The sequence below is a fragment of the Streptomyces sparsus genome (genome assembly GCF_054776295.1).
The window spans coordinates 1-4,631 of sequence record NZ_BAAHCA010000098.1 but is presented as its reverse complement, the minus strand read 5'-3'; the positions used below and the strand labels follow the sequence as shown (position 1 = coordinate 4,631).

Sequence of the window (4,631 nt, the reverse complement as noted above, 5' to 3'; positions counted from 1 at the left end):
CCGCTCCCGGTGCCGGGAGCGGCGGGGCCGCGTGCGTGACCCGTGGTCAGTTCGGTTCGACGGTGACCTTCTCGTCGTTCTTCAGCTCGTTCATCAGCTGCTTCACCTTGGGCATGTCCCACTTCAGGGCGCTCTGGCCGCCCGGTGCGACGAACGGGCCGGAGACCGGCATGTTCATCTGCACGCCGTCGCCGCCGGAGAGGCCCTTCATCGCCCAGAACATCGACATCAGGTCGAACAGGCTCATGTCCTCGTCGACGATGAGCGAGTCCAGGCCGGCGCCGATCGTCGGGTAGAGCTTGAACGGGTTCAGCACGGTCGCGGGGGTGGCGCTCTCGTTGGCGAGCGCGGCGAGGAACTTCTGCTGGTTCTTCGTCCGGCCCAGGTCACCGCCCTCGGCGTTGTAGCGGTTGCGGACGAAGGCCAGCGACTGGGCGCCGTCCAGGTCGTGGCAGCCCTTGGCGAAGTCCGCGCCGGAGTTCTTGTCCTTGACCGCCTTGTCGAAGCACATCTCGACACCGCCGAGCGCGTCGACCAGGTTGGCGAAGCCGCCGAAGCCGATCTCCGCGTAGTGGTCGATCTTCAGGCCGGTGTTGAACTCCACCGTCCGCACGAGCAGCTCCGGCCCCTCGATGGAGAACGCGGCGTTCAGCTTCTGCTGCTGGGCGGGGATGCGCTTGCCGGACGAGGAGCCGGTGAACTCGGGGATCGTCACCCAGGAGTCCCGCGGCAGGCTGATCATGGAGTTGCCGTTGCTGCCGACGTGCAGCAGCATCATCGAGTCGGTGCGCTTGCCGTCGGTCGAACCGGTGCGCAGCCGCTTCTGGTCCTCGGCGCTGAGCCCCTCGCGGCTGTCCGAGCCGACGATGAGGTAGTTGGTCCCCTCACCGCCCCCGGGACGGTCCTCGACCTTGCTGAGGTCCACCTCGCGGCGCATCTTGGAGTCGGCCCAGAAGTAGGTGCCGATGGTGGTGACGAGCAGCACGAGGACCAGCGTGATCGCGCCGACCTTGATGCGGCGTCCCCAGTTCGGCGGACCGCCGGCCGGTGACCCGCCGCGGCGGCCCCCGCCGCCGTAGACCTGGCCGGTGTTGTAGCCGCCCTGGCCCGGCCCGTACCCGCCGTCGTGGCCGCCGGGGCCGGCGTCGTAGCCGCCCTGGCCGTAGCCGCCGCGCGACTGCGGGGGGACGGACGCCTCCCCGGAGCGCACGGTCCGCATGACCCGGGCACTCTCCGGGCGCGGAGCTCCGGCACCCTGTCCATAGCGGTTGCCGCCTCGGCGCTCACCGCTGCCGCGGTCGCCGGACCATCCCTCGGGCCAGTCAGTCATGAACGGAAGTGTGCCTGCTGGGGAGGCTCCGTACACAGCGAAGGCGACAGATCGGGGCGGTGCTGTTGCAGAGCTGATGCAAATCGGGCCCGCTTAGGGTGGAGCTATGACCGACCTTGTCACGCCCGCCCAGGAAAGTGATCTCCCGGGCAAGCCCACCGCGGCCTCACGCACCACGCTGAGTCACATCATGACGCACAGCGACACCAACCTCCTCGGCACCGTGCACGGCGGGGTGATCATGAAGCTGGTGGACGACGCGGCCGGCGCCGTCGCCGGCCGGCACTCCGGCGGCCCGGCCGTCACCGCCTCCATGGACGAGATGGTCTTTCTGGAGCCCGTCCGGGTCGGTGACCTCGTCCACGTGAAGGCGCAGGTCAACTGGACCGGCCGGACGTCCATGGAGGTCGGGGTGCGGGTACTGGCCGAGCGGTGGAACGAGTCGACGCCCGCGACCCAGGTCGGCACCGCCTATCTCGTCTTCGCCGCCGTCGACAGTGAGGGCAAGCCCCGAGCGGTGCCGCCGGTGGTTCCGGAGACCGAGCGGGACCGGCGGCGCTACCAGGAGGCCCAGATCCGGCGCACCCACCGGCTGGCCAGGCGGCGGGCCATCAAGGAGCTGCGGGACCGGCGCATCGCGGAGGGCCTCGCGGACTGACCGCCCGGCGTGTCAGGTGCAGGTGACGTCGTCGCCCCTGACGGCCGGAACGCCGCCGATCAGGGCCGACGGGTCGGGTTCCGGTGCGGCCTCCCGCACCGGCTTGACCTTGCGGAAGTCCTTGCCCAGCGTCACCTTCATCAGCGGCCCCTGGCCCTCCACCTCCCGCAGCTCGGCGCCGTCGAGCGCCACCGAGAGGGAACGCGCCGACCTGTCCCAGCCCGGGTCGTGGGTGATCACCGTCTTCTCGACGTCCTGCTCCGGGGCGTTGCCGGGAATGCCGGTGGTGTCGAAGCCGGTGGCGCGCAGCTGCTCGTCGGCCCGGTGGCCCAGGCCCGGTGTGCCGGTGCCGTTGTCGACCTGGACCCGGATGTTCCGGGGTGCCACCTCCACCCCGGTCGCCTTGCGCTTCGGCTCGGCGGACGGCTCGCGGCGCTCCGGGGTGAGGGGCCGGTCCTCCCGCAGTGCGGCGAACAGGCGCTCGGACTTCTCCGGGTGCCACACCACCGTTTCCCCGACGCCGGGCACGTTGTGCCCGGCCTTGCCGATGGGCACGGTGGTGAACTCCGAGGAGGAGGGGGAGAAGCCGCGCATGGCCTGCCCCAGGGCCAGCATCTCCTCGGTGCCGAAGCCGTGGTCGGCGCGCACCGAGCTGAGCACCGCCGAGGCGACCTGCTGGAGGCGCACCGGGTTCATCAGCACTCCGCTGCTGGTCGCGCGGTCGATGACGGAGGCGACGAAGCGCTGCTGGCGCTGCATGCGGCCCAGGTCGGCGGCGCCGTCGACGTAGCGGGCGCGGACGTACTGGAGGGCCTCGCCGCCGTTGAGCCGGGTGGTACCGACGGGCAGGTCCAGTCCCGAGTAGCTGTCCTTGAGCGGCCGGACCGTGCAGACCTGCACCCCGCCGAGCGCGTCCACGGTGCGCATGAAGCTGGTGAAGTCCACCTCCAGGTAGTGGTGGACGTGCACGCCGGTCATCTTCTCGACGGTGCGCACGGTGAGTTCCGGTCCGCCGTGGGAGTAGGCGGCGTTGAGTTTCTGCGTGCTGGCGGCGTGCCGCTCGCCGCTCTCGTCGACGTGCGCCGGCAGCGTGGTGCGGGAGTCCCTGGGCAGGCTGACGACGCTCGCCCGGTCGGCGTTCTCCGACAGGTGGACGAGCATCATGGTGTCCGTGCAGCGGCACGGGTCGCCGCCGAGGTGGTACGCCCGCTTGTCCTCGTCCGTGATGTCGTCCCGGTTGTCGACCCCGACCACGAGGAAGTTGCGGCCCTTGCCCGCGTCGGGCCGGTCGGCGAGGTCCTTGAAGGGGTCCACCCGGTCGATGCGCGCCCCGACGCCGTCCATCATGGTGTGCCCGAAGCCGCTGACGGCCAGCACCACACCGGCGGTCAGGGCCGAGACGCGCAGGCCCCAGCGGGGGGAGCGGCGGATGGGCGGGCCGGGCCGGGATGGTGAGGGCAAGACAACACCTCTGCGACAGAAGGGGTGATACCGGATTTTCCTGTCACAATAGGTCCATACGATCAGCCGCCCTCGGTGCCGTGCGGAGGCTTCCCCCGTTCGCGGTAACGTTTCCGGGTGACCTCAGCAGCAGAGCCGCTCGACAGCGTTCCCGCCGTTTCGGTGATCATGCCGGTACTCAACGAGGAGCGCTACCTGCGCACCTCCGTCCGGCACATCCTGGAGCAGGACTACGCGGGCGAACTGGAAGTGGTGATCGCCCTCGGCCCGTCCACGGACGACACCGACCGGATCGCCGCCGAGCTGGTCGCCGAGACGGCCGGCGGCACCCGCCGGGTGCAGACGGTGCCCAACCCCACCGGACGCACACCCGCCGGTCTGAACGCGGCGATCAGCGCGTCCCGGCACCCGGTGGTGGTGCGGGTGGACGGCCACGGCATGCTCTCGCCCGGCTACATCACCACCGCCGTCCGCCTGCTGCGCGAGACGGACGCTGCCAACGTCGGCGGCATCATGCACGCCGAGGGCGAGAACGACTGGGAACGGGCCGTCGCCGCCGCCATGACCTCCCGGATCGGTGTCGGCAACGCGGCCTTCCACACCGGTGGTTCGGCCGGCGAGGCGGAGACCGTCTACCTCGGGGTCTTCCGCCGTGAGGTGCTGGAGCAACAGGGCGGATACAACGAGGAGTTCATCCGCGCCCAGGACTGGGAGCTGAACTACCGCATCCGCTCCGCGGGCGGCCGGATCTGGTTCTCGCCCGAGCTGCTGGTCTCCTACCGGCCCCGTCCGAGCGTGGCCGCGCTGGCCAAGCAGTACCGCAACTACGGGCGTTGGCGGCACGTGGTCGCCCGCTACCACGCCGGTTCGATCAACCCGCGCTACCTCGCGCCGCCCGCCGCGCTGCTCGCCATCGGCGCCGGTCTGGTCGGCGCGGTGCTCACCCCCTGGACCCTGGTGGTGCCCGGCGGTTACCTCGCCGCCATCACGCTGGGCTCGCTGCCCGCCGGCCGCGGGCTGCCGCCGGCCGCCCGGGCACGCATCCCCGTCGCGCTGGCCACCATGCACATGTCCTGGGGCTGGGGATACCTGACCAGCCCGCGCAAGCTGGCCCGGAAGGTCATCGCCAGCCGCCGCGAGCCGGTCGCCGGCTGAGAGCCCCTCGCAGGCGCCGTCACCGCA

4 protein-coding genes are annotated in these 4,631 nt (G+C 71.2%); 2 read left to right on the top strand and 2 right to left on the bottom strand.

Going from position 1 to position 4,631, the window contains the following annotated elements; genetic code table 11:
• Positions 1 to 46 precede the first annotated feature (46 nt).
• A complete protein-coding gene (locus ACYVE9_RS08205; RefSeq protein ID WP_461027074.1) occupies positions 47 to 1,330 on the bottom strand; it encodes an LCP family protein in 1,284 nt (427 codons plus the stop codon).
• Between the two features lie 106 nt (positions 1,331 to 1,436).
• Between ACYVE9_RS08205 and ACYVE9_RS08200 the strand changes: the two genes are divergently transcribed.
• Positions 1,437 to 1,988 (top strand): acyl-CoA thioesterase, encoded by a 552-nt coding sequence (locus ACYVE9_RS08200; protein ID WP_461027073.1) that lies wholly within the window; start codon positions 1,437 to 1,439, stop codon positions 1,986 to 1,988.
• Between the two features lie 12 nt (positions 1,989 to 2,000).
• Here ACYVE9_RS08200 and ACYVE9_RS08195 read toward each other — a convergent pair whose 3' ends face one another.
• The gene (locus tag ACYVE9_RS08195; protein WP_461027072.1) at positions 2,001 to 3,449 is read right to left on the bottom strand and encodes an LCP family protein; all 1,449 of its coding nucleotides are present in this window, start codon (positions 3,447 to 3,449) and stop codon (positions 2,001 to 2,003) included.
• Positions 3,450 to 3,611: 162 nt separating this feature from the next.
• Here ACYVE9_RS08195 and ACYVE9_RS08190 point away from each other — a divergent pair, with 162 nt between their 5' ends.
• Complete coding sequence (locus ACYVE9_RS08190; protein ID WP_461027079.1) at positions 3,612 to 4,604, top strand: glycosyltransferase family 2 protein; 993 nt, start codon at positions 3,612 to 3,614, stop codon at positions 4,602 to 4,604.
• Positions 4,605 to 4,631 lie beyond the last annotated feature (27 nt).